The sequence below is a fragment of the Pseudomonas sp. WS 5010 genome (assembly GCF_012985565.1).
Taxonomy (GTDB): Bacteria; Pseudomonadota; Gammaproteobacteria; order Pseudomonadales; family Pseudomonadaceae; genus Aquipseudomonas.
Genome location: NZ_JAAQWQ010000003.1, coordinates 383,005 through 409,410, shown reverse-complemented (window position 1 = coordinate 409,410; position 26,406 = coordinate 383,005). Strand labels below are relative to the sequence as shown.

Annotated in this window: 31 protein-coding genes and 1 riboswitch; of the genes, 12 read left to right on the top strand and 19 right to left on the bottom strand. The window is 60.8% G+C overall.

Going from position 1 to position 26,406, the window contains the following annotated elements; all coding sequences use genetic code 11:
* The first annotated feature begins 28 nt into the window (after positions 1-28).
* The 3 genes from HBO11_RS10830 to HBO11_RS10820 all read left to right on the top strand — a co-directional run bounded on the left by HBO11_RS10830 (position 29) and on the right by HBO11_RS10820 (position 2,869).
* The gene (locus HBO11_RS10830) at positions 29-994 is read left to right on the top strand and encodes a 2-hydroxyacid dehydrogenase (protein WP_169956380.1); all 966 of its coding nucleotides are present in this window, start codon (positions 29-31) and stop codon (positions 992-994) included.
* A 31-nt stretch (positions 995-1,025) separates the two neighbouring features.
* Positions 1,026-2,024, top strand: coding sequence for a class I SAM-dependent methyltransferase (locus HBO11_RS10825; RefSeq protein ID WP_169956382.1), 999 nt, complete (start codon positions 1,026-1,028; stop codon positions 2,022-2,024).
* Between the two features lie 51 nt (positions 2,025-2,075).
* Positions 2,076-2,195, top strand: a riboswitch (yybP-ykoY riboswitch).
* An 89-nt stretch (positions 2,196-2,284) separates the two neighbouring features.
* Positions 2,285-2,869: a TMEM165/GDT1 family protein gene (locus HBO11_RS10820; protein WP_057438151.1), complete on the top strand. Its 585-nt coding sequence runs from the start codon at positions 2,285-2,287 to the stop codon at positions 2,867-2,869.
* Between the two features lie 126 nt (positions 2,870-2,995).
* Here HBO11_RS10820 and HBO11_RS10815 read toward each other — a convergent pair whose 3' ends face one another.
* Positions 2,996-3,814 (bottom strand): M48 family metallopeptidase, encoded by an 819-nt coding sequence (locus HBO11_RS10815; protein WP_169956384.1) that lies wholly within the window; start codon positions 3,812-3,814, stop codon positions 2,996-2,998.
* Between the two features lie 217 nt (positions 3,815-4,031).
* Between HBO11_RS10815 and HBO11_RS10810 the strand changes: the two genes are divergently transcribed.
* A complete protein-coding gene (locus HBO11_RS10810) occupies positions 4,032-6,173 on the top strand; it encodes a methyl-accepting chemotaxis protein (protein WP_169956386.1) in 2,142 nt (713 codons plus the stop codon).
* A gap of 130 nt (positions 6,174-6,303) precedes the next feature.
* On the opposite strand, the gene HBO11_RS10805 is transcribed toward HBO11_RS10810, so the two are convergent.
* Genes HBO11_RS10805 through HBO11_RS10795 form a run of 3 tightly spaced genes read right to left on the bottom strand, consistent with a single transcriptional unit; the run spans position 6,304 to position 7,422 of the window.
* Positions 6,304-6,924, bottom strand: a complete 621-nt coding sequence (locus HBO11_RS10805) for an SOS response-associated peptidase (RefSeq protein ID WP_169956388.1) — start codon at positions 6,922-6,924, stop codon at positions 6,304-6,306.
* Between the two features lie 36 nt (positions 6,925-6,960).
* Positions 6,961-7,221 (bottom strand): DUF2007 domain-containing protein, encoded by a 261-nt coding sequence (locus HBO11_RS10800; protein ID WP_169956391.1) that lies wholly within the window; start codon positions 7,219-7,221, stop codon positions 6,961-6,963.
* An 18-nt stretch (positions 7,222-7,239) separates the two neighbouring features.
* Positions 7,240-7,422 (bottom strand): CPXCG motif-containing cysteine-rich protein, encoded by a 183-nt coding sequence (locus HBO11_RS10795; protein ID WP_029297780.1) that lies wholly within the window; start codon positions 7,420-7,422, stop codon positions 7,240-7,242.
* 143 nt (positions 7,423-7,565) lie between these two features.
* On the opposite strand from HBO11_RS10795, the gene HBO11_RS10790 reads away from it, so the two are divergent.
* Entirely contained in the window at positions 7,566-8,729 is a 1,164-nt protein-coding gene (locus tag HBO11_RS10790) for a 1-acyl-sn-glycerol-3-phosphate acyltransferase (RefSeq protein ID WP_169956393.1), read from the top strand.
* A gap of 134 nt (positions 8,730-8,863) precedes the next feature.
* On the opposite strand, the gene HBO11_RS10785 is transcribed toward HBO11_RS10790, so the two are convergent.
* Positions 8,864-9,121, bottom strand: a complete 258-nt coding sequence (locus HBO11_RS10785) for a hypothetical protein (protein WP_169956395.1) — start codon at positions 9,119-9,121, stop codon at positions 8,864-8,866.
* 183 nt (positions 9,122-9,304) lie between these two features.
* On the opposite strand from HBO11_RS10785, the gene HBO11_RS10780 reads away from it, so the two are divergent.
* Positions 9,305-9,514, top strand: coding sequence for a hypothetical protein (locus HBO11_RS10780; RefSeq protein ID WP_032860067.1), 210 nt, complete (start codon positions 9,305-9,307; stop codon positions 9,512-9,514).
* 57 nt (positions 9,515-9,571) lie between these two features.
* Here the strand turns inward: HBO11_RS10780 and HBO11_RS10775 are convergent, their stop codons facing one another.
* Positions 9,572-10,159 (bottom strand): YajG family lipoprotein, encoded by a 588-nt coding sequence (locus tag HBO11_RS10775; protein ID WP_032860068.1) that lies wholly within the window; start codon positions 10,157-10,159, stop codon positions 9,572-9,574.
* A gap of 170 nt (positions 10,160-10,329) precedes the next feature.
* On the opposite strand from HBO11_RS10775, the gene HBO11_RS10770 reads away from it, so the two are divergent.
* A complete protein-coding gene (locus tag HBO11_RS10770; protein WP_169956397.1) occupies positions 10,330-10,566 on the top strand; it encodes a hypothetical protein in 237 nt (78 codons plus the stop codon).
* Positions 10,567-11,299: 733 nt separating this feature from the next.
* The gene (mqo, locus tag HBO11_RS10765) at positions 11,300-12,808 is read left to right on the top strand and encodes a malate dehydrogenase (quinone) (RefSeq protein ID WP_169956399.1); all 1,509 of its coding nucleotides are present in this window, start codon (positions 11,300-11,302) and stop codon (positions 12,806-12,808) included.
* 70 nt (positions 12,809-12,878) lie between these two features.
* Here mqo and HBO11_RS10760 read toward each other — a convergent pair whose 3' ends face one another.
* The 3 genes from HBO11_RS10760 to HBO11_RS10750 all read right to left on the bottom strand — a co-directional run bounded on the left by HBO11_RS10760 (position 12,879) and on the right by HBO11_RS10750 (position 14,426).
* Positions 12,879-13,166 (bottom strand): PA4642 family protein, encoded by a 288-nt coding sequence (locus HBO11_RS10760; protein ID WP_169956401.1) that lies wholly within the window; start codon positions 13,164-13,166, stop codon positions 12,879-12,881.
* A 231-nt stretch (positions 13,167-13,397) separates the two neighbouring features.
* On the bottom strand, positions 13,398-13,865 hold the full coding sequence (locus HBO11_RS10755; protein WP_169950856.1) for a WbuC family cupin fold metalloprotein: 468 nt from the start codon (positions 13,863-13,865) through the stop codon (positions 13,398-13,400).
* A 3-nt stretch (positions 13,866-13,868) separates the two neighbouring features.
* On the bottom strand, positions 13,869-14,426 hold the full coding sequence (locus HBO11_RS10750) for a hypoxanthine-guanine phosphoribosyltransferase (protein ID WP_078046900.1): 558 nt from the start codon (positions 14,424-14,426) through the stop codon (positions 13,869-13,871).
* A gap of 163 nt (positions 14,427-14,589) precedes the next feature.
* On the opposite strand from HBO11_RS10750, the gene upp reads away from it, so the two are divergent.
* Together upp and HBO11_RS10740 are read left to right on the top strand one after the other, a co-directional pair.
* A complete protein-coding gene (gene upp / locus HBO11_RS10745; protein WP_029291751.1) occupies positions 14,590-15,228 on the top strand; it encodes a uracil phosphoribosyltransferase in 639 nt (212 codons plus the stop codon).
* A 2-nt stretch (positions 15,229-15,230) separates the two neighbouring features.
* Positions 15,231-16,505 (top strand): uracil-xanthine permease family protein, encoded by a 1,275-nt coding sequence (locus HBO11_RS10740; protein ID WP_169950858.1) that lies wholly within the window; start codon positions 15,231-15,233, stop codon positions 16,503-16,505.
* Between the two features lie 130 nt (positions 16,506-16,635).
* Here HBO11_RS10740 and hisC read toward each other — a convergent pair whose 3' ends face one another.
* The 10 genes from hisC to HBO11_RS10690 all read right to left on the bottom strand — a co-directional run bounded on the left by hisC (position 16,636) and on the right by HBO11_RS10690 (position 24,611).
* Positions 16,636-17,688 carry a histidinol-phosphate transaminase gene (gene hisC / locus HBO11_RS10735; RefSeq protein WP_169950860.1) on the bottom strand — a complete coding sequence of 351 codons (1,053 nt, stop codon included), beginning with the start codon at positions 17,686-17,688 and terminating at the stop codon, positions 16,636-16,638.
* Positions 17,689-17,691: 3 nt separating this feature from the next.
* Complete coding sequence (gene hisD, locus HBO11_RS10730; protein WP_169950862.1) at positions 17,692-19,008, bottom strand: histidinol dehydrogenase; 1,317 nt, start codon at positions 19,006-19,008, stop codon at positions 17,692-17,694.
* A gap of 127 nt (positions 19,009-19,135) precedes the next feature.
* On the bottom strand, positions 19,136-19,771 hold the full coding sequence (gene hisG, locus HBO11_RS10725) for an ATP phosphoribosyltransferase (protein WP_003188599.1): 636 nt from the start codon (positions 19,769-19,771) through the stop codon (positions 19,136-19,138).
* 156 nt (positions 19,772-19,927) lie between these two features.
* Positions 19,928-21,193 (bottom strand): UDP-N-acetylglucosamine 1-carboxyvinyltransferase, encoded by a 1,266-nt coding sequence (gene murA, locus HBO11_RS10720; RefSeq protein ID WP_169950864.1) that lies wholly within the window; start codon positions 21,191-21,193, stop codon positions 19,928-19,930.
* A gap of 23 nt (positions 21,194-21,216) precedes the next feature.
* Positions 21,217-21,456, bottom strand: a complete 240-nt coding sequence (locus HBO11_RS10715; protein WP_010567702.1) for a BolA family protein — start codon at positions 21,454-21,456, stop codon at positions 21,217-21,219.
* Positions 21,457-21,570: 114 nt separating this feature from the next.
* Positions 21,571-21,876: an STAS domain-containing protein gene (locus HBO11_RS10710; RefSeq protein WP_169950867.1), complete on the bottom strand. Its 306-nt coding sequence runs from the start codon at positions 21,874-21,876 to the stop codon at positions 21,571-21,573.
* Positions 21,873-22,526, bottom strand: a complete 654-nt coding sequence (locus HBO11_RS10705; protein ID WP_169950869.1) for an ABC transporter substrate-binding protein — start codon at positions 22,524-22,526, stop codon at positions 21,873-21,875. The genes HBO11_RS10710 and HBO11_RS10705 overlap by 4 nt, the downstream gene beginning before the upstream one ends.
* 11 nt (positions 22,527-22,537) lie before the next feature.
* Positions 22,538-23,005 carry an outer membrane lipid asymmetry maintenance protein MlaD gene (gene mlaD, locus HBO11_RS10700; RefSeq protein WP_076963541.1) on the bottom strand — a complete coding sequence of 156 codons (468 nt, stop codon included), beginning with the start codon at positions 23,003-23,005 and terminating at the stop codon, positions 22,538-22,540.
* Complete coding sequence (mlaE, locus tag HBO11_RS10695; RefSeq protein ID WP_170056740.1) at positions 23,005-23,802, bottom strand: lipid asymmetry maintenance ABC transporter permease subunit MlaE; 798 nt, start codon at positions 23,800-23,802, stop codon at positions 23,005-23,007. The genes mlaD and mlaE overlap by 1 nt, the downstream gene beginning before the upstream one ends.
* On the bottom strand, positions 23,802-24,611 hold the full coding sequence (locus HBO11_RS10690; RefSeq protein ID WP_038443322.1) for an ATP-binding cassette domain-containing protein: 810 nt from the start codon (positions 24,609-24,611) through the stop codon (positions 23,802-23,804). Before HBO11_RS10690 ends, mlaE begins: the two co-directional genes overlap by 1 nt.
* A gap of 288 nt (positions 24,612-24,899) precedes the next feature.
* On the opposite strand from HBO11_RS10690, the gene HBO11_RS10685 reads away from it, so the two are divergent.
* Positions 24,900-25,874, top strand: coding sequence for a KpsF/GutQ family sugar-phosphate isomerase (locus tag HBO11_RS10685; RefSeq protein WP_169950873.1), 975 nt, complete (start codon positions 24,900-24,902; stop codon positions 25,872-25,874).
* The gene (locus tag HBO11_RS10680) at positions 25,875-26,399 is read left to right on the top strand and encodes an HAD family hydrolase (RefSeq protein ID WP_032860082.1); all 525 of its coding nucleotides are present in this window, start codon (positions 25,875-25,877) and stop codon (positions 26,397-26,399) included.
* Positions 26,400-26,406 lie beyond the last annotated feature (7 nt).

Here is a 26,406-nt window from a genome sequence, read left to right as displayed (position 1 = left end):
TCGAACTCTGTCGCAAAAGGTACAGTTGATGACGAACAATCGCCGCGCCGTCTTCCTTGATCATCCTTCCCTGGACCAGGGAGACCTCGACCTCAGCGAATTGCGCGAGACGTTCAGCGAATTGCAGCTGTGTGAGCAGACCTCGGCCGATCAGGTGGTCGAACGCCTGCAAGGTGCCCAGGTAGCGATCAGTAACAAGATCCTGCTCAACGCCCAGACTCTGGCCGCCTGCCCCGAGCTGAAGCTGATCCTGATCGCTGCTACCGGCACCAACAACGTCGACCTGGCCGCTGCCCGCGCCCAGGGCATTACCGTTAGTAACTGCCAGGGTTACGGCACGCCATCGGTGGCGCAACACACGATCATGCTGCTGCTCAACCTCGCCACACGCCTGAAGGACTATCAAAAAGACGTCGACGCCGGCCTGTGGCAGCAAGCCAAGCAGTTCTGCCTGCTGGATTATCCGATTGTCGAGCTGGAAGGCAAAACCCTGGGCTTGCTGGGCCATGGCGAGCTGGGCGGCGCCGTCGCGCGCCTGGCCCAAGCGTTTGGCATGCGCGTGCTACTGGGCGCTATCCCCGGCCGCCCGGCCCGTGCAGACCGGGTGCCGCTGGACGAACTGCTGCCGCAGATCGATGCGCTGACCCTGCATTGCCCACTCAACGAACACACGCGCCACTTTATCGGGGCCCGTGAGTTGGCGCTGCTCAAGCCGGGCGCGTTCGTGGTCAACACTGCACGCGGCGGCCTGATCGATGAACAGGCCCTGGCAGACGCCTTGCGCGGCGGTCATCTGGGGGGGGCGGCCAGCGATGTGCTGAGCGTCGAACCGCCGACCACCGGCAACCCGCTACTGGCCAGCGACATCCCACGGCTGATCATCACGCCACACAGTGCCTGGGGCAGCCGCGAAGCACGGCAACGGATCGTCGGCCAATTGACTGAAAACGCCCGGGGCTTTTTCAGCGGAGCACCGCAGCGCGTCGTCAGTTGATAAACTGCGCTCCTTTTTCAGGGAGCAGACCATGGATCCGCGCAGTGAAGTACTGCTTCGTCAGGCCGAACTTTTTCAAGGCAACGTGTTGCTGGCCGGCCTGCCCGCCGATGACCTGCTGGGCCGCCTGCCCAATGCCCATGGCTGGTGCTGGCATGCGGGCGACCAGGCAGCGCTGGATGCGCGGTTTGCCGAGCGCAGCCATTTCGGGGTCGATGTGCCGCAACGCGCATTCGACACGGCGGTGGTGTTCCTGCCCAAGTCCAAGGATCTGGCCGACTACATCCTCAAGGCCGTCGCGGCACGGCTGCCGGGCGCCGAGCTATACCTGGTGGGTGAAAAACGCGGCGGCATCGAAAGCGCCGCCAAGCAACTGAACGCCTTCGGCAAGCCACGCAAGCTCGACAACGCACGGCACTGCCAGCTGTGGCTGGCCACCGTGGCCGATGCTCCGGCGGCGCCGGAACTGGCGAGCCTGGCCCAGGTGTTTGAAGTGCCACTGGCCGACGGACCGCTCAAGGTCGTCAGTCTGCCGGGCGTGTTCAGCCATGGCCGCCTGGATCGCGGTACCGCGCTGTTGCTCGAACACCTGGACAAACTGCCCAGCGGTCATCTGCTGGACTTCGGCTGTGGCGCCGGCGTGTTGGGCGCGGCGGTCAAGCGGCGCTACCCGCACAACACCGTGACCCTGCTTGATGTGGACGCCTTTGCTACCGCCAGCAGTCGCCTGACGCTGGAGGCCAATGGCCTGGAAGGCGAAGTGCTGACCGGTGATGGCATCGACGCCGCGCCCATGGGCCTGGATGCGATTCTGAGTAACCCGCCGTTCCATGTCGGGGTACACACGGATTATTTCGCCACGGAAAACCTGCTGCGAAAAGCACGCCAACATCTGAAAAACGGCGGCGAACTTCGGCTAGTCGCCAATAGCTTCCTGAAGTATCAACCGCTGATCGAAGAGCACCTGGGCGTGTGCGCAGTCAAGGCCGAGGGCCAGGGTTTTCGCATCTATCGGGCCAAGCGCGGCTGACGGGCGTTTGAAAAAGAAGGCTTGCCGAATGGATTTTGCCAAGGCAGAATCCGCTCCGTCCTAGGGGAGTAGTCTCCCACGAGCAACATGCTCGTCCGGCATACGTCAACATACTTGGTCAGCAGACCATGGCGTATGCGACCCAGGAGTCCGCACAGACGGACCTGGGTTTGACAAGACCTATGACACGCACACCTTACCCGGGGCGGGAAGGCTGTACGTGTCATAGCCGTGTCGACCCGCCCCTGGAAACCTACCTGATGCTGGATTCACTTCTCGTTCCTACCGCAATCGTTGCCTTGGCCGAAATCGGCGACAAGACGCAATTGCTCGCGCTCATCCTCGCCGCACGCTTTCGCAAACCCTGGCCAATCATCGCCGGCATCATCGCCGCGACCCTGGCCAACCACGCCGCTGCCGGTGCCGTGGGTGCCTGGTTTGGCAGTTTCTTCTCGGATGCGGTGCTGCACTGGATCCTCGCCGCGAGCTTCTGCGCCACGGCCCTGTGGACCCTGGTGCCAGACAAGCTCGACGATGATGAAGCCAGCACCTCGCGCAAGTTCGGGCCGTTCCTGACCACCCTGATTGCGTTCTTTATCGCTGAAATCGGTGACAAGACGCAGATCGCCACGGTGATGCTGGCGGCGCAATACCCCGAGTTGTGGCTGGTGATTATCGGCACCACCCTGGGCATGTTGATTGCCAACGTACCGGTGGTTCTGGCGGGGAATTTCGCGGCGGAGAAACTGCCGTTGACCTTGATTCGGCGCCTGGCGGCTTCGGCGTTCTTCATCCTGGCGTTGGTGGCGGTGTACAAGGCCATGCAAAGCAGCGGCTGGTTGTAACCCTTTACAAATGTGGGAGCTGGCTTGCCTGCGATAGCGCTGTATCAGTCACGTATTAATTAACTGAACCACCGCTATCGCGAGCAAGCCCGCTCCCACCTTTGGATCTTCACAAGGCCTGGATTATCAGGACTTCTTGGCCTGCTGGTACAACGGCATCACCTTGGGAATCGCCGCCTGCAACGAGGCGATCCGGCTGCTGGAGGCCGGGTGGGTGCTCATGAATTCAGGCGGTGCGCCTTCGGAAGCCTTGGCCATTTTGTTCCACAGCGTGATCGCCGCGTTCGGGTCGTAACCGGCGCGGGCCGAGAGCTCCAGGCCGATCAGGTCGGCTTCGTTCTCATTGCTGCGGCTGTTAGGCAAGGTCATGCCGTAGTTGGCCACGGTGTCGGCCAGCGCCATGCTGTCCTGGCCCAGGCCCAACAATGCGCCAGCGCCCTGCTTGGCCATTTCGATGCCGTAAGCCTTGGACATGGCTTCGCGGCCATGTTCACGCAGGGCGTGGGCAATTTCATGGCCCATGACCGCCGCCAGCTCGTCATCGGTCAACTTGAGCGTGTCGATCAAGCCACTGTAGACAAAGATCTTGCCGCCAGGCCCACAGTTGGCGTTCATCTCGTCGCTCTTGATCAGGTTCACTTCCCACTTCCACTGCGCCGCATCCGGACGGAAGGTGGGGGCCTGGGCGATAAGGCGCTTGGCGATGGCCTGCACACGCTTGGCGTTGGCACTGGTCTTGTCTACCAGGCCCTTGCCACTGGCTTCGCCCAGGGTCTGCTGGTACGACTGCGCGTACATCTGGTCGACTTCCTGGCTCGACAGCATGCTGAACATGTACTGCTTGCGTTCCACACCCACGGCACCGCCGCTGGTGGTGTTGACCGACTGGCAACCGGCGAGCAGCAAGGCTGCGCTCAATGCCGTTACCGCCAATGATTTTTTCATGCACATTCTCCCTGAAAACATGGCGCGTATCGTAGGCCCTCTCATGTATCGGCGCCAGATACACCTGACGCTTAACCGCTAATTTCAGAGACCACCGACGCCCACGACCATTCTATAAACGACATGCCTGGTTCTTTTGCAGGGCAGCGCCTCATGTCTGCGTGGCCTGTGGCCGATACACAAAGGCAGATCATGCCCCCAAGCGCCAGGAGCCTTCATGAAATTCAAGTCGATTCAGTTTTCTGTCGCGGCGTTGGCCGGGGCCATTGTCCTGAGTGTCGTGGCGGCCCTGGTGCTATACGCGCTGTTCGCCGGCGCCCGGACCCAAGAGATGGTGCAGGACCGCACCCAGGCGCAATTCGAGCAAATCATCGAGCAACGCCTTACGGCGTTGGCGCAAACCCAGGCCACGCTGATCCAGCGCGAGCTGGAAGCGCCGCTGGTGACCGCCAAAGGCCTGGCCACCACCAATGCGCTGATGGGCATGAAGGACGCAAACGGCGCGGCCCCGCTGCAGGTCAGCCGTGAACAACTGATCAACCTGCTGCACGAAACGGTGGTACGCAACCCGAAAATCCTCGGTTCCTATATCGCCTGGGAACCCAATGCCATCGACCACAATGACGCCAACTACCTGAACACCGCCGTCGTCGGCGTAGAACCTGCCAACGGGCGCTTCATGCCCTGGTGGTTCCGCAATCAGGATGGCAGCCTGGGCCTGGAAAAACTCGCCGACCTGACCGACCAGAAAATCCTCGCCACCGGCATTCGCGCCAGCGAGTACTACCTCTGCTCCAAGGAAACCCAGAAGCCCTGCGCCATCGACCCGGCGCCCTATCGCGTGGGCAACACCACGGTGATGCTGGCCTCGTTTATCGAACCGATCATGATCGACGGCGCGTTCCAGGGCATTGTCGGCGCCGACCTGTCGGTCAATTTCATCCAGGAAATGCTCACCGCCGCCGACCAGAAGCTTTACAACGGCGCTGGCGAAATGGCGCTGATTTCCAGCAACGGCCGCCTGGTGGCCTACACCAAGGACCCGAGCAAACTGGGGGAAAAGGCCAGCGACCTGCTCGACCAGAATGAACTGGAGAACCTCGGCCAGTTGAAGGTCGGCGACGTGCGTTACGACATCGACCAGGCAAACGGGCATATCGAGTTGTTCCTGCCCTTCAATATCGGCCAGACCGATGCGCGCTGGACCCTGATGCTGCAACTGCCCCTGGGCGCGGTAATGGCCGACCTGCACACCCTGCAAGGCGACCTGGACGCCCAGCGCAAGACCGATATCTTCGGCATGACCATGGTCGGCCTGCTGATTGCCGGTATCGGCCTGCTGGTGATCTGGCTGGTGGGCCACGGCATTGCCCGCCCACTCAAGCAAATGGTGGCGATGCTCAATGACATCGCCCAGGGCGAAGGCGACCTGACGCGTCGCCTGACCAGTGACCGCGCCGATGAACTGGGCGCGATTGCCGCCGGCTTCAATACCTTCCTGATCAAGCTGCAGGGCATGATTAGCCAGGTGGTCAGCTCGGTACAGAAGGTCAGCGACTCGTCGGAACACACCGCCGACATTGCCATCCGCACCAACCAGGGCGTGCACAAGCAAATGGTCGAGATCGACCAGGTCGCCACGGCCGTGCACGAAATGACCGCCACCGCCCAGGACGTGGCGCGTAATGCCACCCAGGCAGCCCAGGCCGCCACCCATGCCGACCAGGCTGCAAGCCAGGGCATGCAGATCGTGCGCGACACCTCCACCTCCATCGGCGCCCTGGCCCTGGAGATCGGCAAGGCGGTGACCGTAGTCCAGGCCCTGGCCAAGGACAGCGAGAACATCAACGCGATCCTGATTGCCATTCGCGGCATTGCCGAGCAAACCAACCTACTGGCCCTCAACGCCGCCATCGAAGCCGCCCGGGCCGGCGAACAGGGCCGAGGTTTTGCGGTGGTGGCCGACGAAGTACGCAACCTGGCGCAGAAAACCCAGAAGGCCACCGAAGAAATCCAGGCCATGATCCAGCAATTGCAGCAAGGCACGCGGGATGTGGTGCAGGTCATGGAAGACAGCCAGCAGCGCACCGATGAAAGCGTGCAACACGCCGCCAAGGCCGCGCAGGCCCTGGAGACCATCACCCAGGCCGTGTCGGTGATCAATGACATGAATACGCAGATTGCCAGTGCGGCGGAGGAACAGAGCGCGGTGGCCGAGGACATCAACCGCAATGTGATCAATATCGGCCAGGTGGCCAATGAGGTGGCGGGCGGGGCGGATGAGTCCAGTGCCGCCAGTGCGGGGCTGACCCAGTTGGCGGAGCAGCAGCGGCGGCTGATCAATCAGTTCAAGGTCTGAAGGTTTCAGTGGCGTTTGGGGCCGTATCGCAGGCAAGCCAGGTCCCACATTTGAAGGTATTCACAAATCAAAATGTGGGGGCTGGCTTGCCTGCGATGGCGCCAGCGAATCCCCCACACAACTCCCAGTCTCAACCCGGGGTCAAACACTCCGGCCCATTGAGCTTCGGATCATTGACCATGTTAGCCAGCACCCGCTCACGCAACGCCGCCGGCTCGCTGGCCAGCAAGCCCTGCAACACATGCAACGGCGTCTCGGGATCCAGCCAGGCCGCTTGCCCCGCCGCGTCCAGAATCAACGGCCGGCGCTGGCTCTGCGCCGCCTGGGTCACCACCGCCGCGCTCAGCCACACTTGCTCCTGCACCGGGTAGGCCTCCCAGATCGCTGCGAAAAACAGGGTCGAGCCCTCCCCCGGCGTGAGCCAGTACGGCCGCTTGCGCTGGGTGCCGCGCCATTCATAAAAGCCATTGGCCGGCAGCAGGCACCGGCGCAGGCGAAAGGCCTCGCGAAACATCGGCTGTTCGGCCAGGGTTTCGGCGCGGGCGTGGGCCGGCGTGCGGGACAGATCGGTCAGCCACGGCGGCGTCAGCCCCCAACGTGCCCGCGCCAGGGTGCGCTGGCCATCGGTGGCGCGCTGGATCAGCACTGAATCATTGGGGGAGATATTCCACTGGGCCTGTTGATCCGCCGGGAACCCCGGCAAGGCAGCAAAGGCGGGATTCCAGCGAAACAGGGCATAACGTCCACACATGGCGCAACACGACTCTTGGGTAAACCGGCCGACAGCCTAACAGACCAGCACGTCGGGGTAGCTGTCGGGTTCATCGCCGGGCAGCGGTTGCGCACCGATATAGGCGGTGATCAACTCGTGGGCGTAGGTGGCCTGATCGTTCTCCACCTCCAGGCCCAACAGGCCGAAGATCGGCAGTTCACCCGTGCCACCGAGCAGATGGCGCCCCACCAGATGGGCGTCGATGCCTTCGCTGGCGAGCATTTGTTGCAGCAACTCGCCTTCCATCAGGTTTTCCGGCTCGTAGATTCGTTGCATGGCCGCTCCCCCCCCCCTTTATTCATTCTCGCTGCGCACTTCGAGCATCCATTCATCGCCGTGGACCTGCAGGTCGAAAATGATCGGCCGACAGCACACCTGGCAGTCTTCTATATAGTTCTGGTCGCCACCGGACAAATCCACGCTTGTCTCGATCCGTTCACCACAATAAGGACAATCGTACAGCGCACTTTCGAGCATCGCGGTCTCCCAGGTGACTTGTGCGTATAATCGCCGGTCTATTTGCAGGGCTTTTTCGTTTGATGCCATTTGTTCAGACCTCGCCCTGTCACTTATCGATCCAAACCTTTACTTACCCTAGCCGTTTCTAACAAGAGAGCATGATGGGCGAATTCGATACCATCCGACCTTACAACGACAGCGAAGTCCCGGCAGTGCTGGCCCGGCTGTTCAGTGACAAGGCCTTTCTGGACATCCTGACCCACTTTCGCTTCCCGCGCTTTGCCGGCGCCTTTGGCTGGCTGCTCAAGCCGCTGATCGCCCAGAAGCTGCGCCGTGAGTTCGCCGGTGTCACCACCGTCGCCACCTTGCAGGACAAAGTCGAGTTTTACGTCGACCACACCATCGATCGGGCGACCGACGGCGTCACCTATACCGGGGTCGAGCAACTCAAGTCCGGCACGGCCTATGTTTTCCTGGCCAACCACCGCGATATCGTGATGGACCCGGCCTTCGTCAACTACGCGGTGTACCACGCCGGCCTGCCAACACCGCGGATAGCCATCGGTGACAACCTGCTGCAAAAGCCGTTTGTCAGCGACCTGATGCGCCTGAACAAGAGTTTTATCGTGCATCGCTCCATCACCGGGCGACGCGAGAAGATGGCGGCGTATCAGCTGCTGTCGGCCTACATCAACCATTCGATCCGCAATGACTGCCAGTCGATCTGGATCGCCCAGGCCGAAGGCCGCGCCAAGGATGGGGATGATCGCACCGAGTCGGCGATCCTCAAGATGTTCCATATGAGCCGCAAGGAAGAGCCGTTCGCCGACGTCATCCTGTCGCTGAACCTGACGCCGGTGTCCATCAGCTACGAATACGACCCGTGCGACGCGGCCAAGGCTCGCGAGCTGTATATCCGCGCCACCACCGGCACCTACACCAAGGCGCCCGGTGAAGATGACGTGAGCATTGCCCTGGGCATCACCGGTTACAAGGGCCGGGTCCATATCAACTTTGCGCCACCGATTACCGAACGTTTTGAAGACACCAAGCTGTTGGCCACCGAGATGGACCGGCAGATTCTCGGCGGGTATCGGTTGTTCCCGGTGCATTACCTGGCATACGCACAGTGGAGCGACGCCGACCCGCAATTGCAGGTGCCGACGGCTGCCGAGGTGTTCCCGGCGGATGAGTTGGCCAAGGCGAAAGCGGAGTGGGAGCGACGACTGAATGCCTGCCCGGCGGAGCACCGACCGTACCTGGTGCTGCAATATGCGACGCCGGTGCGTAATCAGTATCGGGTCAAGGCCGGGATCCCCCTGTAACCCACCAGCTTGAATAACACACAACACAACGTGGGAGCGGGCTTGCCCGCGATAGCGGTGGGTCAGTTGATAACTATTTGACTGCCCCACTGCTATCGCGGGCAAGCCCGCTCCCACATTGGTTTTGGGTATTTTTACAATTGAGTGCTGAGCCAAGAGACGACAAGCGCCAGCCCGATACAGGCAAACCCTAGGCGGTAGCCAAGGCGATGACTGCGCTCGGTACGCACATCCAGGAACAACATCGGTTGATCAATCGCTCGATCTTCACTTTGCGCGGTGAGTCGAGCCATCGCCCGCTGCTCGCGCAGGCGGGTCACAAACAACAGCCCGGCGCCTGGGCAGGCGATCAACAAGGCAGCGGTATTTAGCAATAATGCCGGCAGCGACATCAAAAACCTCGGTGTAACAGTGACCAGGTATCCATTCAGATACAAACCTGAACGAATTGCGCCCTCCTGCGCCTCACAGCTCCCTCCCCCATTGACGACTAATGTATCGAGTAATTTACAGCGTCACCTGAACGTCACCTTAACAAGCCACTCTGTTGCCCTTCGCACACCCGGGAGCTTGTCATGTTGCACGCGCAGAACCAGGATCGGCTGTACCTGATCGCCCCTACCGATGAGCAAGAGGCGCTGGTCGGCGGCCTGGCGTTCAATGTCCAGGACCGGCACTGGCTGGTGTATTGCGCCCTCGGCGGGCATCAGCATGCCGACCTGCCGGAGCTGGATCTGCTGACGGGAGTGAGTGTGCTGGACTTTTATGTCGAAACGGCGGCATGACCGCAGCAGACACAAAAAAGCCGGGCCCTTGGCGGGGCCCGGCTTTTTTACAACCGATTACTGCGAGCTGAGGATCTGGCCGATGCTTGGATCCTTGAACAGACGCGTCAGGGCATCACTCAACACGTCGCTGACCAGCTTGGTGTTGGTTTCCTGGTTCGGCGCCATACCAAAGCGCTGGTCCAGGGACGCAGCGTAACGGCCGTTGTAGCGGCGGTTGCCGGCCGACACATCAGAGCGGAAGGTCGCGCCGATGGTGGCTTCGGTCACGTACAGGCCTTCCTTGGGCGACTGATACTTCAGCTCGGCCAGGGTCACCGTCAGTTGCGGTGCGCCTGGCGAGTTGCTGGTCGGGGTAAAGCCCAGCAGGCGCACAGCCGCTTCGGCCTGGGCTTGCAGCTTGGGCAGCACGTCGGCACCGGTCACCGTGATGGCGCTGGTTTCCGGGTACAGGCCACCACGGGTACCCAGGGTTGGCGACGGACGGCCATCAACCACACGCACCGAGACCGGCTGGCCATGGCCCACAGGCGCCAACTGGGTGGTGAGCTTGGGTTGCGGGCTGAGTTGCTGCGGGCTGTGGGCGCAGCCAACCAGGGTCAAGCTGGTCACAGTGATCAAACCGAACAACAGGCGTTGCAACATGCTTTTCTCTCCAGAATTCAGGTACCGACAGTGCGCCAGTATAGCGGCGCGTCACCGCCTGGAACTAGCGCCAGTTACAACCTCAGGTCCAGGCCTGCGTGCAGCGACTCAGTGTCACCCAGATGTCATTCTTGACAGATATGCTTGGCGTCATTCTCAGGAGGCCCGCCATGCTCAATCTTCTCTGGCGCTTTTTCGCGCGCACGCCCGCCCATCGCAACTTTGCCCTGCTCGACTCGCAAGGTCGCTGCCAGGCCTTCAAGCAATGCAGCCAGCCGCCCGTGGGCGAAGGCTGGGTCGAAGTCCAGGAGATCCGCCTGAGCTGGATGCACCATCCTCTGCCCGCCCGCGCCCGTGTCAGCCCGCGCCGCGCACGGTCATCACACCGCCTGCCGTTGACCGCCTGACCGAAGCGCTAATAAAAGTCATAAAACACGTCCATTTCCCGACAGTTCTTCGCTACAATCTCCCCCCGATTATAAGGACGTCTCCTGATCGGGCCTCGCAGCATCGCTAATGCCCTGGTATTAGCTCCCCCGCACCGCCCACAGAGAGCCGCCCACACAGATCGAGTGAAGCTGGCGAGCTGGCTGTTTTGTCTGCAAACCTGCGCCTTTACCGAATCTGCCAGAGCTGCCATTGCGCTCGGCCACTTGAGTTGTTTGCCCGTTATGCCGCGTGTCGGCAGTGATTTCGGGCCAGGTGCCAGGCTGGGGCAGCCCTTTTTTGAGGTTCACGTCTTCAAAAGAGCGTGAAAAAAACGGGTTTTCACAACTTCACAAGAGTGTGGCGAGCAAATGAATAGTTTTGCGTTTGTACAAGCACCATCAACGTCTGGCACTGCCCAACCACACAGGACCGAGTACTCCTCAAAAACCGGAGCTTGAAGCCTGTCCGCTACGGATTTGGTTGCACGATCGGACGTACTTGACCATAAGTCGAATTGCCACAGGGCCCCTTAAATGCGTTCATATGCAGATAAGGCCTGGTCGGCAGCGTCCGCTGAAGTTGCAAAAAAATTGCGAAGAATCGGACATGGCGATCCTGGCCATGGGTAACCTGGGGCATCACGTGAACCGCCCCGTCACTCCTGGCAGCCATGCCGTCAATTTGGTGCTGCAGATTTTGGAGACGCGTTAAATGGCGCATAACGAAGCAGTCGACGTAGTACTGGTAGGTGCGGGCATCATGAGTGCCACCCTTGCCGTGCTGCTCAAGGAGCTCGACCCCGGCCTCAAGCTGGAAGTCGTTGAGCTGATGGATTCGGGTGCCGCGGAGAGTTCCAACCCGTGGAACAACGCCGGTACCGGCCACGCCGGCCTGTGCGAGCTGAACTACACCCCGCAGGCGGGTGATGGCTCCATCGACATCAAAAAAGCCGTGCACATCAACACCCAGTTCGAGGTGTCGAAGCAGTTCTGGGCGTACCTGACCAAAAAAGGCACCTTTGGCTCGTCCAAGTCCTTTATCAGCCCAGTGCCGCACCTGAGCTTCGTGCAGGGCGAAAAAGGCGTGTCGTTCCTCAAGAAGCGCTTTGAAACCCTCAGCCAGCACCACGCGTTCTCGGATATGCACTACACCGAAGACCGTGCCGAAATGGCCGAATGGATGCCGCTGATGATGCCGGGCCGCCCGGCTGACGAAAAAATCGCCGCGACCCGCGTGATGAACGGCACCGACGTCAACTTCGGCGCCCTGACCAACCAATTGCTCGCGCACCTGAGCAGTTCGGCCGATGCCCAGGTCAAGTACAGCAAGCGCGTCACCGGCCTCAAGCGCAATGGTGCTGGCTGGACCGTGAGCATCAAGGACGTCAACAGCGGCAACACGCGCCATGTCGACGCCAAGTTCGTGTTCCTCGGCGCCGGCGGCGCGGCCCTGCCGCTGCTGCAAGCCTCAGGTATCGAAGAGAGCAAGGGCTTTGGCGGTTTCCCGGTCAGCGGCCAGTGGCTGCGTTGCGACAACCCGCAAGTAGTCAAGCAGCACCAGGCCAAGGTCTACAGCCAGGCCGCCGTGGGTTCGCCGCCGATGTCGGTGCCGCACCTGGACACCCGCGTGGTGGATGGCAAGAAATCCCTGCTGTTCGGGCCATATGCCGGCTTCACCACCAAGTTCCTCAAGTTCGGTTCGTTCCTTGACCTGCCCATGTCGATTCGCCTGGGCAACATCGGCCCAATGCTGGCCGTAGCCCGAGACAACATGGACCTGACCAAGTACCTGGTCAGCGAAGTGATGCAGTCCATGGAGCAGCGCCTGGAATCCCTGCGCCGCTTCTACCCCGAGGCCAAAGCCGAGGACTGGCGCCTGGAAGTGGCCGGCCAACGGGTGCAGATCATCAAGAAAGACCCGAAGAAAGGCGGCGTGCTGCAATTCGGCACCGAGCTGGTCGCGGCCAAAGACGGTTCGCTGGCGGCACTGCTGGGCGCCTCTCCAGGTGCTTCGGTGACTGTTTCGATCATGCTGGATCTGATCGAACGCTGCTTCCCGACCCAGGCGGCCGGCGAGTGGGCGGCCAAGCTGCAGGAGATCTTCCCGGCCCGGGAAAAAGTCCTGGAAACCGATGCCGAGCTGTATCGCAAGATCAGCGTGCAGAACAACATCAGCCTGGAGCTGGTTGAGCAAGGTAGCGAGGCCGCAAGCTACGCCTGACGCCTACAAAAAGGCAAAAAAACGCCCCGCTCTCGTGATGAGAACGGGGCGTTTTTGTATGTCTTGGAAATCAGCCGCGGGCTTGTTCGATCAGCTCGAGGTACTCGTCCGCGTTGCGCTGGTCCTTGATCAGATCGACGAAGGTCTGGCCATGCTCATCCTTGCCGTCGAGGTCCAGCCCGGCCTCTTTGAAAAAGGTCAGGAAACGTCCGAAGTCATCGATGCGCAGGCCGCGATAGGCTTTGATCAGTTTGTGCAGGGACGGTGAAGTGGCGTCGACCGGTTCAAAATCCAGGAACAGCTTGATCTGATCGTCGCCGATCTCGTCACCAATCACTTGTTTCTTATCTTTACGCATTGCCGACTCCAGCCTGCAGACATTTACACGGGAGTGGAAGTCTACCTGCGGGACACAAGGTTCGGAAGCCACGAGGCTCTATGTGGGAGCGGGCTTGTCGGGTCGCCGCATCGCCGCGATGGCGGTGGGTCAGTCGAATATATCTAACCTGACACTCCGCTATCGCGGCGATGCGGCGACCCGACAAGCCCGCTCCCACACAAGCCCACCTGTTGTTTTTTGCTGCCAGGTTCAATCGAACTGGGCCAGCATCCAGCGATGATACTCAGCCATGCCAGCCTCGCCTTCCCGGGGCGCCCAGGTGGCCAGTTCGCCCTCGCCCACCGGGCGATAGGGGCCAGCCTTGCACTCGAACATCATCGTGTCGGGCTCAAGCACCACCAGGCCATGGAAAACGCCGGGCGATAGGTCGACACCCAGGCAATCTCCACCCGCCTGCAAGACGCGCCGCTCCAGGACCTCGCCTGACTCGCTGAAGATCAGAATGCCCAGGCGCCCCTTGAGTACCAGCAGGGTCTCGGCTTTGTCAGCGGTGAGATGACGATGGGGCTGCACATAAGTGTGTGGCTGCAACCCGACAGCCATGCGATGGCAAGGCTCTTCCATCTGGTGGAAGTTGACGTTCTGCCGGCCACGGGGGTTGAGGGCGGCTTTCTCGGCCAATTCGGCAAACAGCGACTGATCAAGAAAACGCGCCATGGCTTACATCCCCTTCACGGCAAAGATGCCATTGGCGTTGCGCCAGTAGCCCTTGTAGTCCATGCCATAACCGAAAATGTAACGGTCGATGCACGGCAGGCCAACATAATCAGCCTTCAGGTCTGGCCGGGCCTTGCGGTCGTGGTCCTTGTCGATCAGCACGGCGGTGTGCACTTTGCGCGCGCCGGCGTGTTTGCAGAAGTCGATGATCGCGCCCAGGGTATGACCTTCGTCGAGGATGTCATCGATGATCAGCACGTCACGGTCGATGAACGACACTTCCGGCTTGGCCTTCCAGAACAGGTCGCCACCGCTGGTTTCGTTGCGATAGCGCGTGGCGTGCAGGTAGGACGCTTCCAGCGGGAATTGCAGATGAGTCAGCAATTTGCCGGCGAAAATCAGACCGCCGTTCATCACACAGAACACCACCGGGTTGGTATCGGCCATTTCACGGGTGATGTGCGCGCCGACCTTGGCGATAGCCTCTTCGACTTGCGCTTCGGTGTACAGGCAGTCAGCCTCGTGCATGATTTGACGGATATGCTCGAGATCAGCGGACATGGCGCTCTCCAGGGGTACTGTGGCAAGAAAAGCGGGCGAAGGTACGCCTCTGGGACGCAACGTTCAAGCCTTTATGGACTAACGTACTTGTTGTCTATAGGACAACACCCTCGGATAGATTAATCTAGGCCGGTTTTTTTGCCCGCCGCCGGAGCCTTTCCCCATGCCCATCCGTGAGATCCGCCACCCGCTGATCCGACACAAGCTCGGCCTTATGCGCCGCGCCGACATTAGCACGAAGAACTTCCGTGAGCTTGCTCAGGAAGTCGGAGCGTTGCTCACCTACGAAGCCACCAAAGATTTGCCCCTGGAAAACTACGAGATCCCCGGTTGGTGCGGTCCCGTCCAGGTCGAGAAAATCGCCGGCAAGAAAATTACCGTGGTGCCGATCCTGCGCGCCGGTATCGGCATGCTTGAAGGCGTGCTGAGCCTGATCCCGGGCGCCAAGGTCAGCGCTGTGGGCGTCGCCCGCAACGAAGAGACCCTGCAGGCCCACACCTACCTGGAAAAACTCGTCCCGGAAATCGACGAACGCCTGGCGATGATCATCGACCCGATGCTGGCCACCGGTAGCTCCATGGTTGCCACCATCGATCTGCTGAAGAAAGCCGGCTGCAAGGACATCCGCGCCATGGTGCTGGTCGCTGCTCCCGAAGGTATTGCCGCCGTCGAAAAAGCGCACCCGGATGTAGTGATCTATACCGCGTCCATCGATGAGCGCCTGAACGAGCACGGCTACATCATTCCGGGCCTGGGCGATGCTGGCGACAAGATCTTCGGCACCAAGCAGAAGGACGCGTGAGCATGCAGGATGAATTCAACGACCCGCTTTGGCGCCAGATCCTGTCTGGCGCACAAATGCTCTTCGTAGCATTTGGCGCGCTGGTGTTGATGCCACTGATCACAGGTCTTGATCCAAACGTTGCGCTGTTTACCGCAGGCCTGGGCACATTGCTGTTCCAGGTCGTCACGGGGCGCCAAGTGCCGGTGTTCCTGGCCTCGAGCTTTGCCTTTATCACCCCGATCATTCTCGCCAAGGGCCAATTCGGCCTTGCGGCGACCATGGGCGGGGTGATGGCGGCGGGTTTCGTCTACACCTTCCTCGGCCTGGCCGTGAAGATCAAAGGCACCGGTTTTATCGACCGGCTGCTGCCGCCCGTGGTGATCGGACCGGTGATCATCTCCATCGGCCTGGCCATGGCGCCGATTGCCGCGAACATGGCAATGGGCAAGTCGGGCGACGGTGCCGAGTTGATCCACTACCAGACGGCAATGCTGATCTCGATGCCGGCGCTGCTGACCACGCTGATCGTGGCCGTATTCGGCAAGGGCATTTTCCGCCTGGTGCCGATCATTGCCGGGGTGCTGGTGGGTTTTGGCATGTCGTTCTACTTTGGCGTGGTCGACACCGCGAAGATCGCCGCCGCCCCGTGGTTCGCCCTGCCCCACTTCACCGCGCCGGAATTCAACTGGCAGGCGATTCTGTTCATCGTCCCGGTAGCCCTGGCACCGGCCATTGAACACATCGGCGGCGTGATTGCCGTGGGTAGCGTGACCGGTCGCGATTACCTGAAAAAGCCCGGCCTGCATCGCACGCTATTGGGCGACGGCATCGCCACCACCACGGCTGGCCTGTTCGGCGGCCCGCCCAACACTACCTACGCCGAAGTGACCGGCGCGGTGATGCTGACCAAGAACTACAACCCGAAAATCATGACCTGGGCGGCGGTATTTGCCATCACCCTGGCCTTTGTCGGCAAGTTCGGCGCGCTGCTGCAGAGCATTCCGGTACCGGTGATGGGCGGGATTCTCTGCCTGTTGTTCGGTTCGATTGCGGCGGTGGGGATGAACACCTTGATCCGTCACAAGATCGACCTGGGGGAGGCGCGCAATCTGGTGATTGTGTCGGTGACCCTGGTGTTCGGGATAGGTGGTGTGCTGATCGGCACCGGCACTGGCCCGGACGATTTCGGCCTCAAGGGCATCGCCCTGTGCGCGGTGGTAGCGATTGGCCTGAACCTGCTGCTGCCGGGCAATGATGGCTGGAAGCACAAGAAGCCGGACGAGCCGTTGCTCTGAAGGTTAGGGACTGTCGGTGTTGCTGATGGCCTCATCGCGGGCAAGCCCGGCTCCCACATGGGAACGCATTCCAATGTGGGAGCCGGGCTTGCCCGCGATGAGGCCAGTCCAGCCAATATAGATCTAAGCCTTAAAGATCGCCCAAGCCATCGATCAACGCCTGGTTCTGCTCAGGCGTACCGATGCTGATCCGCAGGAACTGGGCAATCCGCTCCTGCTTGAAGTGCCGCACGATCACCCCTTGCTCACGCAGCTTGGCCGCCAGGCTGGCCGCTTCGTGCCGTGGGTGGCGGGCGAAGATGAAGTTGGCAGCCGACGGCAGCACTTCAAAGCCTTTGTCCTGCAACTGCGCAACCACCTTCTCGCGGCTGTCGATCACCAATTGGCAGGTCTTCTCGAAGTATTCACGATCTTCAAAGGCCGCCGCCGCGCCGACAATCGCCAGGCGATCCAGTGGATAGGAGTTGAAGCTGTTCTTGACCCGCTCCAGCGCCTCGATCAGGTCCGGATGCCCCACCGCCAGGCCTACCCGCAAACCGGCCAGTGAGCGCGATTTGGAGAGGGTCTGGGTGACCAGCAGGTTGGGGTAGCGATCCACCAGGCTGATGGCGGTTTCGCCGCCGAAGTCGATATAGGCTTCATCGACCACCACCACCGAATCCGGGCTGGCCTTGAGCAGCTGCTCCACCGCGTCCAGCGCCAGCACGCAGCCGGTCGGCGCGTTCGGGTTGGGGAAGATGATCCCGCCGTTGGGCTTAGCGTAGTCCGCCACGCGGATCTGGAACTGCTCGTCCAGCGGCACCGGGGCCGAGGTGATGCCATACAGGCCGCAGTACACCGGGTAGAAGCTGTAGCTGATATCCGGGAACAACAGTGGCAGGTCGTGCTGGAACAGACCGTGGAAGATATGCGCCAGGACTTCGTCGGAACCGTTACCGAGGAAGACCTTGCTTCCATCCACCCCGTAGTACTTGGCCACGGCCTGCTTGAGCAGGTCGCTGTTGGGGTCCGGGTACAAACGCAGGTTGTCGTTCAACTCGGCCTGCATCGCCGCCAGGGCCTTGGGCGACGGGCCATAGGGGTTTTCGTTGGTGTTGAGCTTGACCAGCTTGGTCAGCTTCGGCTGCTCGCCGGGCACGTAAGGCACGAGGTCCTTGACGAAAGGGCTCCAGAATTTGCTCATGTCTTACTCCCCCTTGACGATGCGGTATTCGGCGCTGCGGGCGTGCGCGCTCAACGATTCACCACGGGCCAGCACCGAGGCGGTCTTGCCCAGTTCCGAAGCCCCTTGTGGCGAGCAAAAGATGATCGACGAGCGCTTCTGGAAGTCATACACCCCCAGCGGCGACGAAAATCGCGCAGTGCCCGAGGTCGGCAACACGTGGTTGGGGCCGGCGCAGTAGTCACCCAGGGCTTCGCTGGTGTGGCGGCCCATGAAGATCGCACCGGCGTGGCGAATCGATGGCAGCCACGCCTGTGGGTCGGCCACCGACAGCTCCAAGTGCTCAGGGGCAATGCGGTTGGCCACTTCGATAGCCTGTTCCATGTCCCGCACCTGGATCAGCGCACCCCGGCCATTGATCGACTTCTCGATAATCTCGGCGCGGTCCATGGTCGGCAGCAACTTGTTGATGCTGGCCGCCACCTTGTCGAGGAACTCGGCGTCGGGGCTGACCAGGATCGCCTGGGCGTCTTCGTCGTGCTCGGCCTGGGAGAACAGGTCCATGGCGATCCAGTCCGGATCGGTCTGGCCGTCGCACACCACGAGGATTTCCGAAGGGCCGGCGATCATGTCGATCCCGACCTGGCCAAACACATGGCGCTTGGCGGTGGCGACATAGATGTTGCCGGGGCCGACCACCTTGTCTACTTTCGGCACGCTTTCGGTGCCATAGGCCAACGCGGCGACGGCCTGGGCACCACCGATGGTAAACACGCGGTCAACGCCTGCGATGCAAGCGGCAGCCAGCACCAGTTCGTTGATTTCACCGCGCGGGGTCGGGACCACCATGACCACTTCGGTCACACCCGCCACTTTGGCGGGAATGGCATTCATCAGCACCGACGACGGGTACGAGGCCTTGCCGCCTGGCACGTACAGGCCGGCGCGGTCCAGGGGCGTGACTTTCTGCCCCAGCACCGTGCCATCAGCCTCGGTGTAGCTCCAGGAATCCTGCTTCTGTTTTTCGTGGTAGCTGCGCACCCGCGCGGCCGCGACTTCCAGGGCTTCACGCTGGGGCGCGGTGATGCGCGTCAGGGCCAACTCCAGGCGTTCGCGGGGCAGGATCAGGTCGGCCATGGACTTGACGTCCAGGCCGTCGAACTGGCGGGTAAAGTCCACCAGCGCCGCATCGCCGCGCTCACGCACGGCCTTGATGATGTCGAGCACCCGCTGGTTGACCGAGTCGTCGGACACACTTTCCCAGCTCAGCAGATGATCCAGATGATGGGCGAAATCCGGGTCGGCAGCGTTGAGTCGGGCAATTGCAGTGGACGTGGTCATAGCGAGGGCCTCAATAGTATTGGCAAAAACTCAGGCGCCCTAAACTAGCAGTCGTTTCCGCTTGGGCACCTGAGAATTCTGGCTATGAGGCGGATAGACGGGCGCGACCTAGGGCCGCGCAGGTGAGTCAACCGCGGTGTCGAGACTCCACTGCCTTGCGCAGGGTGTCGATCAACGCCTGGATCCGGGCGTGCTGCATTTTCATCGAAGCTTTGTTGACGATCAGGCGGGAGCTGATGTCAGCGATAAAGTCCTGGGGTTCCAGGCCGTTGGCGCGCAGGGTGTTGCCGGTGTCGACCACGTCGATGATCTTGTCGGCCAGGCCGATCAGCGGTGCCAGTTCCATCGAGCCATAGAGCTTGATGATATCGACCTGGCGGCCTTGCTCGGCGTAATAACGCTTGGCGACGTTGACGAACTTGGTGGCCACCCGCAGGCGGCCTTTTGGCTCGACGTCACCGACACGACCGGCAGTCATCAGCTTGCACAGGGCGATACGCAGGTCCAGCGGCTCGTACAGGCCCTGGCCGCCGTATTCCATCAACACGTCTTTACCGGCGACACCAAGGTCGGCGGCACCATGTTCCACGTAGGTCGGCACGTCGGTAGCCCGCACGATCAACAGGCGAACGTCGTCCTGGGTCGTGGGGATGATCAGCTTGCGGCTCTTGTCCGGATTCTCGGTCGGCACGATGCCCGCTTCAGCCAGAAGCGGCAAAGTATCGTCAAGGATGCGGCCCTTGGACAGTGCGATGGTCAACATGGGAAACGTCAGTCCTTCATCAGGCTATTGCTGTCCGGTCGCAAACGGCGCCAGACACAGATCGAGGCCATTACAGCCTCGATTTGAAACAAATTCAGCCAAGGCGTGCCTGTGCACACCTCGGGCGGGCGCTTCCCTGCGCCCGAGCAGTGGGGACTAGCCCGGTACGCGGCGAATTTTTGCGCCGAGCATCTGCAGTTTTTCTTCGATGCACTCGTAGCCACGGTCTATGTGGTAGATGCGATCGATCAGGGTGTCGCCGTCAGCGCACAGCGCCGAGATCACCAGGCTGGCCGAAGCCCGCAGGTCGGTGGCCATTACTGGCGCGCCCTTGAGCTGCTCGATACCGGTGACGATGGCTGTGTTGCCTTCGACCTGGATCTTGGCGCCCATGCGGTGCAGTTCGTACACGTGCATGAAACGGTTCTCGAAGATGGTCTCGATCACAGCACCGGTGCCTTCGGCAATCGCGTTCAGGGAGATGAACTGCGCCTGCATGTCGGTCGGGAACGCCGGGTACGGAGCGGTACGCACGTTGACGGCTTTTGGCCGCTTGCCGTGCATGTTCAGCTCGATCCAGTCTTCGCCGGTGGTGATTTCGGCACCCGCTTCGCGCAGTTTTTCCAGGACCGCTTCCAGGATGGTCGGATCGGTATCCTTGACCTTGACGCGACCACCGGTGACGGCAGCAGCAACCAGGTAGGTACCGGTCTCGATACGGTCCGGCATGACCTTATAGGTAGCCGAGTGCAGGCGCTTCACACCGTCGATGGTGATGGTGTCGGTGCCGGCGCCAGTGATGTTGGCACCCATGGCGATCAGGAAGTTGGCCAGGTCGACCACTTCCGGCTCGCGCGCGGCGTTTTGCAGGACGCTGCGGCCGTTGGCCAGGGCAGCGGCCATCATGATGTTCTCGGTACCGGTCACGCTGACGGTATCAAAGAAGAAGTTCGCGCCACGCAGGCCGCCTTCCGGCGCCTTGGCCTTGATGTAGCCGCCTTCGACGTCGATGGCCGCACCCATGGCTTCAAGGCCACGGATGTGCAGGTCCACCGGCCGCGAGCCAATGGCGCAACCGCCAGGCAGTGCCACTTCGGCTTCGCCGAAACGGGCAACCATCGGGCCCAGTACCAGGATCGAGGCACGCATGGTTTTCACCAGTTCGTACGGGGCGATCAGGGTCTTGATGGTGCGCGGGTCGATTTCGACCGACAGCTTCTCGTCGATCACCGGCTCAATGCCCATGCGACCGAACAGCTCGATCATGGTGGTGATGTCGTGCAGGTGCGGCAGGTTGGCTACGGTAACCGGGCCATCACACAGCAAGGTAGCAGCCAGGATCGGCAAGGCCGAGTTTTTAGCCCCGGAGATACGGATTTCGCCATCAAGACGGGCACCGCCGGTAATAATCAATTTATCCATAAGAATCTCGACGCCTTGGGGGCTCAGGTGCGCTCGGCCCAGGCCGCGCGGCTGAAAAATTTCATAGTGACCGCATGGATGCTGCCATCGGTGATCCACGGGTTCAAATGGGCATAGATCTGCTGCTGACGCTTGACCGGGCTCAATGCCGCCAGTTCATCGCTAATCACGTTCAGCTGGAAATTGCAGCCTTCGCCTTCAACTGCAACCTCAGTATTCGGCAGCTTTCCTTCAAGGAAGCTTTTAACTTCTAGGGCCTGCATGCTCAACCTCTATCGGCGCCCAGTGCGCGCGGGTCGCACATCATACAAAAAAGCCCCGCGCCTGCGAACCCCGCATAGCAGGACTCTGACGGGGGGCTTCTTCAATAATGTGTATTAAGGATGCGCCAACAGCTCGGCCAGACCGCAAACCTGGGCAATTTCCCGCATATCCTCGGGTAATGCACGAATACTGGCAGGTTTGTTGACCGCCGCGGCGTCGCGTAGGAAACACAGGAGCAATGACAAGCCAACACTGCTGGACTTCACCACCGCCGAGCAGTCGATAACCACTGCCGACGCAGTGCTGGCATTGATCAGCGCCTGGCCCTGCTTGCGCAGGGCCGGCCCGGTGCTGTAGTCGAGCACGCCACTCAAGAGCAGCTCGCCGGCCTGGCCTTGACGAACAGCCGACTCAGTCATGGGGCCTGCTTCTCTGCGGCTTCTTCGGTCACTTCCTTGGCCTTGGCCACTTCGCCGGCCCAACCATCGATGGTCTTGTCCAGGTCGTTGCCATTGCGCTGCATGGCATCGGCGAACTGGTCACGGAACAGCTTGCCGATGTTGATGCCGTTGATGATCACGTTGCGCACTTTCCATTCACCGTTGATTTTCTCGAGGGTGTAGGAAACCGGGTAGATCGAGCCATTGTTGCCCTTGACCTGCATATCCACGCTGGTACGGTTGCCGGACTCATCCTTGGCCGGAGATACGACGATACCCTGGTTGTTGTATTCCAGCAGGGCGTTGCCGTAGAACTGCATCAGGCTGCGCTTGAAGTTTTCCTGGAAGCGCTGCATCTGCGCAGGCGTGGCCTTGCGCGAGTACTTGACGGTCATGATGCTGCGGGAGATGCCATCAGCATCGACCACCGGGCCCACGATACCGTTGAGGGCATCGTAGAACGCGCTTGGGCTTTGCTTGTACTGCTCTTTGTTTGCGGCAAGGTCAGCCAGCAGCTCTTTGGTGGTTCTATCAATTATGTCGTGCGCCGAAGGCGCTGCCACGGCGTTAGCCATCAATGGCAAGGCTGCCAACAGCACCAACAGGCCACGTCGCAAGGTTGAGATCATGAACAAACTCCTCATTTGGCGTCTTTACTAACCGTATTAAGCAGGAATTTACCGATCAGGTCCTCCAGCACCAACGACGACTGTGTGTCATGAATGGTCGAACCATCCTTGAGCAAGGCTTCTTCCCCGCCCACGCTGATACCGATGTACTTCTCGCCCAGCAGACCCGCCGTGAGGATAGACGCCGTGGAGTCAGTCGGCAGGTTATCTACCTTCTTGTCCAGTTGCAGGGTCACTCGGCCGGTGAAGCTGTCGCGGTCCAGATCGATTGCCGTGACCTTGCCGATGGTCACACCGGCCATGGTCACTTTGGATCTGACCGTCAAACCGGCGATATTGTCGAAGTAGGCGTAAAGTTTATAGGTGTCGGCGCTGGAGCTGGCCGACAAGCCGCTGACTCGCAGGGCAAGCAACAGTAAAGCCAGGATGCCAGCCAGCAAGAAAAGGCCGACACCGATTTCCACAGTGCGGTTTTGCATCAGAAATCTCCAAACATCAAGGCGGTCAAAATGAAGTCAAGACCCAGTACCGCCAGCGAGGCGTACACAACGGTCTTGGTGGTGGCACGACTGATCCCTTCTGAAGTGGGCTCACAGTCATAGCCTTGGAATACGGCGATCCAAGTCACGACGAAGGCGAAGACGATGCTCTTGATAATGCCATTGAGCACGTCACCGCTGAACGTCACGCTGTTTTGCATGTTGGCCCAGTAGGAGCCGTCGTAGACCCCCAGCCAGTCCACTGCCACCCATGAGCCGCCCCAGATCCCGACCACGCTGAAAATCATCGCCAGCAGAGGCAGGGAAATGAAGCCGGCCCACAGGCGCGGGGCAACGATGTACTTGAGCGGGTCCACGCCGATCATTTCCAGGCTGGACAACTGCTCGGTGGCCTTCATGTTGCCGATCTCCGCAGTCAACGCAGAACCGGCGCGCCCGGCAAACAGCAACGCGGTGACCACCGGCCCCAGTTCACGCAGCAGCGTCAGCGCAACCATCTGCCCCACCGCCTGCTCGGAACCGTAGCTGGACAGGATATTGAAGCCCTGCAACGCCAGCACCATGCCGATGAAAACCCCGGAGACCACGATGATCACCAGGGACATCACGCCCACCGAGTGCAACTGCTTGAGCAGCAAGCCAAAACCGCCGCCGATACTGCCGCGGCCCAGCAAGGCGTGAAACAGGAAAATCGTCGAACGCCCGAGCACTTCGACAATGTCGATGCCGGAACGACCGAAAAGGCGAACCTTCTCGATTAAAGATGTCTTGCGCATCAGCGCTTCCCCAGGAGATCTGCGCGGTAATCCGCTGCCGGAAAATGAAAAGGCACCGGGCCATCAGGATCGCCGGTCATGAATTGGCGAATGCGCGGGTTATCAGCGTTCATCAGCTCTTCAGGCGTGCCCTGGCCCAATACCTGGCCATCGCCGACCACATAGAGGTAGTCGGCAATGCTCGCGGTTTCGGCCAGGTCGTGGGAAACCACGATACTGGTGATGCCCAGCGCATCGTTGAGCAGGCGGATCAGGCGCACCAGTACACCCATGGCGATAGGGTCCTGGCCGACGAACGGCTCGTCATACATGAGGATCTGCGGATCGAGCGCAATCGCCCGCGCCAGGGCGACACGCCGCTTCATACCGCCGGAGAGTTCATCTGGCATCAGGTCGATGGCACCGCGAAGGCCGACGGCCTGCAGCTTCAACAAAACAATGTCACGAATCATTTCTTCGGACAGCTGGGTGTGCACCCGCAGCGGGAACGCGACGTTTTCGAAAACATCGAGGTCGGTGAACAGAGCGCCGCTCTGGAACAGCACCCCCATGTGCTTGCGCGCATCGAACAAGTCGCTGCGCGACAGGGTCGGCAGGTTCTGGCCATTGACCCAGACCTCCCCGGCAGTCGGACGCAACTGCATGCCCATCAGGCGCAGCAGGGTCGTCTTGCCGCAACCGGAAGGGCCCATGATACCCGTCACCTTGCCGCGGGGAATGCGAATATCGACATTATTGAAGATGCTGCGCGTACCGCGCTTGAAGGAAAGGCCCTTCAGCTCGACCGCGTAGGCGTTATCGGCACTCATCTAAACTCCTTGGGATGCAGCTTCTCACTCAGACACCATGCTTGGGACAACTGCTTGCGACAGTTAGACACATGTGCGCTGCGCGGACCGAACTGGCGGCGAACTATATCACTGCTGACGTAGAGCGCCCAAGGCCGCAGCAGCGCTTGTTCAGAAACAGGACAGGTAAAAAGCGCATTTGGGACTGATCTCACTCTCTAGAAGAACAACAGCTGACGAACTTGCGTGAGGGAATTGCTCAATCCCGCTATAATCGCCGACTTTTCGTCAGGCTATACGATTTCAGACATGAGCCAATCCAACGACCTTATTCAATCCGCACAACGCACCATCCGCCTCGAGCTTGAAGCCGTAGAAGGCTTGCTGGCCCATATCGACGCAGATTTCGTACGCGCCTGCGAGATGATCCTGGCCAGTAAAGGCCGGGTTGTCGTGGTCGGCATGGGCAAGTCAGGCCATGTCGGCAACAAGATTGCCGCCACCCTGGCGAGCACCGGCACCACGGCTTTTTTCGTGCACCCGGCCGAAGCCAGCCACGGTGACATGGGCATGATTACCCGCGACGACGTGATCGTCGCCCTGTCCAACTCCGGCACCACCAACGAAATCGTGACCCTGCTGCCCCTGATCAAGCGCCTGGGCATCAAGCTGATCAGCATGACCGGTAACCCGGACTCGACGCTGGCCAAGGCCGCCGAAGTGAACCTGAACGTGCATGTGACCCATGAAGCCTGCCCACTGAACCTGGCGCCGACCTCCTCCACCACCGCCGCCCTGGTCATGGGCGACGCGCTAGCCGTAGCCTTGCTGGAAGCCCGTGGTTTTACCGCCGAAGACTTCGCCTTTTCCCACCCGGGTGGCGCCCTTGGCCGTCGCCTGCTGCTGAAAGTGGAAAACGTCATGCATGCTGGCGATGAGCTGCCACAGGTACAGCGTGGCACCCTGCTCAAGGACGCGCTGATGGAAATGACCCGCAAGGGCCTGGGCATGACCGTGATCCTCGAGGCCGACGGGCGCCTGGCCGGGGTGTTCACCGACGGCGACCTGCGTCGCACCCTGGACCGCACCATCGATATCCATACCGCGACTATCGATCAAGTCATGACCCCCCACGGCAAGACCGCCCGCGCCGAAATGCTCGCGGCGGAAGCCCTGAAGATCATGGAAGACCATAAAATCGGCGCCCTGGTGGTGGTCGATGATGCCGATCATCCGATTGGCGCCCTGAACATGCACGATTTGCTGCGCGCAGGAGTGATGTAAATGAGCAACGACCTGTTGCAACGGGGCAAGGCCATCAAACTGGCAATTTTCGATGTGGACGGCGTGCTGACCGATGGCCGCCTGTACTTCCTCGAAGACGGCAGTGAATTCAAGACGTTCAACACGCTGGACGGCCAGGGCATCAAGATGCTGATGGCCTCTGGCGTGCAAACCGCGATTATCAGTGGTCGCAAGACCCCGGTCGTGGAACGCCGCGCACAAAACCTGGGGATTCCTTACCTGTATCAGGGCCGCGAGGATAAACTGGTGGTCCTGGATGAGCTTCTTGGGAAACTCAACCTAAGCTATGAGCAGGTCGCCTATCTGGGTGACGACTTACCTGACTTGCCGGTGATTCGCCGCGTCGGCCTGGGCATGGCGGTGGCCAATGCCGCGTCATTTGTTCGCGAACACGCCCACGGCATTACCCAGGCCCGTGGCGGCGAAGGTGCCGCGCGCGAGTTCTGCGAGTTGATCCTGCGCGCCCAGGGCAGCCTTGAAGCGGCCCACGCCGCCTACCTATAGAGCCTTC

What these genes read in the sequence shown, in the direction of transcription:
- hisG (WP_003188599.1), bottom strand. Translation starts at nt 19,771, where the DNA reads ATGTTGACCATCGCACTGTCCAAGGGCCGCATCCTTGACGATACTTTG.
- HBO11_RS10690 (WP_038443322.1), bottom strand. Translation starts at nt 24,611, where the DNA reads ATGAGTGCCGATAACGCCTACGCGGTCGAGCTGAAGGGCCTTTCCTTC.
- HBO11_RS10775 (WP_032860068.1), bottom strand. Translation starts at nt 10,159, where the DNA reads ATGTTGCAACGCCTGTTGTTCGGTTTGATCACTGTGACCAGCTTGACC.
- HBO11_RS10830 (WP_169956380.1), top strand. Translation starts at nt 29, where the DNA reads ATGACGAACAATCGCCGCGCCGTCTTCCTTGATCATCCTTCCCTGGAC.
- HBO11_RS10815 (WP_169956384.1), bottom strand. Translation starts at nt 3,814, where the DNA reads ATGAAAAAATCATTGGCGGTAACGGCATTGAGCGCAGCCTTGCTGCTC.
- HBO11_RS10760 (WP_169956401.1), bottom strand. Translation starts at nt 13,166, where the DNA reads ATGCGTAAAGATAAGAAACAAGTGATTGGTGACGAGATCGGCGACGAT.
- mlaE (WP_170056740.1), bottom strand. Translation starts at nt 23,802, where the DNA reads ATGCGCAAGACATCTTTAATCGAGAAGGTTCGCCTTTTCGGTCGTTCC.
- HBO11_RS10680 (WP_032860082.1), top strand. Translation starts at nt 25,875, where the DNA reads ATGAGCAACGACCTGTTGCAACGGGGCAAGGCCATCAAACTGGCAATT.
- HBO11_RS10790 (WP_169956393.1), top strand. Translation starts at nt 7,566, where the DNA reads ATGGGCGAATTCGATACCATCCGACCTTACAACGACAGCGAAGTCCCG.
- HBO11_RS10685 (WP_169950873.1), top strand. Translation starts at nt 24,900, where the DNA reads ATGAGCCAATCCAACGACCTTATTCAATCCGCACAACGCACCATCCGC.
- HBO11_RS10715 (WP_010567702.1), bottom strand. Translation starts at nt 21,456, where the DNA reads ATGCAGGCCCTAGAAGTTAAAAGCTTCCTTGAAGGAAAGCTGCCGAAT.
- HBO11_RS10755 (WP_169950856.1), bottom strand. Translation starts at nt 13,865, where the DNA reads ATGGCGCGTTTTCTTGATCAGTCGCTGTTTGCCGAATTGGCCGAGAAA.
- HBO11_RS10820 (WP_057438151.1), top strand. Translation starts at nt 2,285, where the DNA reads ATGCTGGATTCACTTCTCGTTCCTACCGCAATCGTTGCCTTGGCCGAA.
- upp (WP_029291751.1), top strand. Translation starts at nt 14,590, where the DNA reads ATGCCCATCCGTGAGATCCGCCACCCGCTGATCCGACACAAGCTCGGC.
- HBO11_RS10770 (WP_169956397.1), top strand. Translation starts at nt 10,330, where the DNA reads ATGCTCAATCTTCTCTGGCGCTTTTTCGCGCGCACGCCCGCCCATCGC.
- murA (WP_169950864.1), bottom strand. Translation starts at nt 21,193, where the DNA reads ATGGATAAATTGATTATTACCGGCGGTGCCCGTCTTGATGGCGAAATC.
- HBO11_RS10750 (WP_078046900.1), bottom strand. Translation starts at nt 14,426, where the DNA reads ATGTCCGCTGATCTCGAGCATATCCGTCAAATCATGCACGAGGCTGAC.
- HBO11_RS10825 (WP_169956382.1), top strand. Translation starts at nt 1,026, where the DNA reads ATGGATCCGCGCAGTGAAGTACTGCTTCGTCAGGCCGAACTTTTTCAA.
- hisC (WP_169950860.1), bottom strand. Translation starts at nt 17,688, where the DNA reads ATGAGCAAATTCTGGAGCCCTTTCGTCAAGGACCTCGTGCCTTACGTG.
- HBO11_RS10710 (WP_169950867.1), bottom strand. Translation starts at nt 21,876, where the DNA reads ATGACTGAGTCGGCTGTTCGTCAAGGCCAGGCCGGCGAGCTGCTCTTG.
- HBO11_RS10810 (WP_169956386.1), top strand. Translation starts at nt 4,032, where the DNA reads ATGAAATTCAAGTCGATTCAGTTTTCTGTCGCGGCGTTGGCCGGGGCC.
- mlaD (WP_076963541.1), bottom strand. Translation starts at nt 23,005, where the DNA reads ATGCAAAACCGCACTGTGGAAATCGGTGTCGGCCTTTTCTTGCTGGCT.
- HBO11_RS10780 (WP_032860067.1), top strand. Translation starts at nt 9,305, where the DNA reads ATGTTGCACGCGCAGAACCAGGATCGGCTGTACCTGATCGCCCCTACC.
- HBO11_RS10795 (WP_029297780.1), bottom strand. Translation starts at nt 7,422, where the DNA reads ATGCTCGAAAGTGCGCTGTACGATTGTCCTTATTGTGGTGAACGGATC.
- HBO11_RS10740 (WP_169950858.1), top strand. Translation starts at nt 15,231, where the DNA reads ATGCAGGATGAATTCAACGACCCGCTTTGGCGCCAGATCCTGTCTGGC.
- mqo (WP_169956399.1), top strand. Translation starts at nt 11,300, where the DNA reads ATGGCGCATAACGAAGCAGTCGACGTAGTACTGGTAGGTGCGGGCATC.
- HBO11_RS10805 (WP_169956388.1), bottom strand. Translation starts at nt 6,924, where the DNA reads ATGTGTGGACGTTATGCCCTGTTTCGCTGGAATCCCGCCTTTGCTGCC.
- hisD (WP_169950862.1), bottom strand. Translation starts at nt 19,008, where the DNA reads ATGACCACGTCCACTGCAATTGCCCGACTCAACGCTGCCGACCCGGAT.
- HBO11_RS10785 (WP_169956395.1), bottom strand. Translation starts at nt 9,121, where the DNA reads ATGTCGCTGCCGGCATTATTGCTAAATACCGCTGCCTTGTTGATCGCC.
- HBO11_RS10800 (WP_169956391.1), bottom strand. Translation starts at nt 7,221, where the DNA reads ATGCAACGAATCTACGAGCCGGAAAACCTGATGGAAGGCGAGTTGCTG.
- HBO11_RS10705 (WP_169950869.1), bottom strand. Translation starts at nt 22,526, where the DNA reads ATGATCTCAACCTTGCGACGTGGCCTGTTGGTGCTGTTGGCAGCCTTG.